At 62.4% G+C, this 631-nt stretch carries 2 protein-coding genes; both read left to right on the top strand.

The features are described 5' to 3' along the window. The coding region (locus AC07E3_RS21460; protein ID WP_478364768.1) for a transglycosylase domain-containing protein at window positions 1–421 on the top strand (421 nt) is incomplete at its 5' end. 129 nt (window positions 422–550) lie between these two features. Then, on the top strand, window positions 551–631 hold an 81-nt coding region (locus tag AC07E3_RS21455; protein ID WP_478364770.1), incomplete at its 3' end, for a crossover junction endodeoxyribonuclease RuvC.

Below are 631 nucleotides of genomic sequence, written 5' to 3'. Positions count from 1 at the left end.
CAAGCGCAATGTCCGCGCCGAAGCCCGTGCCGAGGCGACAGACCGCCCCGCCAAGATCTATGGCGGCTCCACCATCAGCCAGCAACTGGCCAAGAATCTGCTGCTGTCGGGGGAGCGCAATTTCCTGCGCAAAGGGCAGGAGCTGGTGCTGACCCAGCTGCTGGAGCTGTTTCTGAGCAAGCAGCGGATTCTGGAGATCTACCTCAACAACGTGGAATGGGGCCAGGGCATATTCGGCGCCGAAGCGGCCGCACAGCGCTACTTTCGCAAAAGCGCAGCCCAGCTCAGCCCCCTGGAAGCCGCTCGCCTGGCGGCCATGCTGCCCCAGCCCAAGCGCCTTGAAAAAATGCAGCAATCGGGATATCTGGCGCAGCGCTCGCGCACGATTGCACGCTATATACCCATGGTGGCCATCCCCTGACATGCCCTGCCAGCAGCGCCATGAATGAAGGGGCGCGCTCAAGCCCGGTTTTACAAGGTGACCTTGGCCCGGCACCGCCATCTTCGGCACACAGCGGCCGGCCGGCGGCAATATGGATAATCAAACACCATGCGTATTCTAGGAATCGACCCCGGCCTGCAAACCACGGGCTTCGGCGTCATCGACATGGACGGCCAGCGCCTGTCCTAT

The organism is Nitratireductor lacus, assembly GCF_056431025.1.
This window is presented reverse-complemented; position numbering and strand designations above follow the sequence as displayed.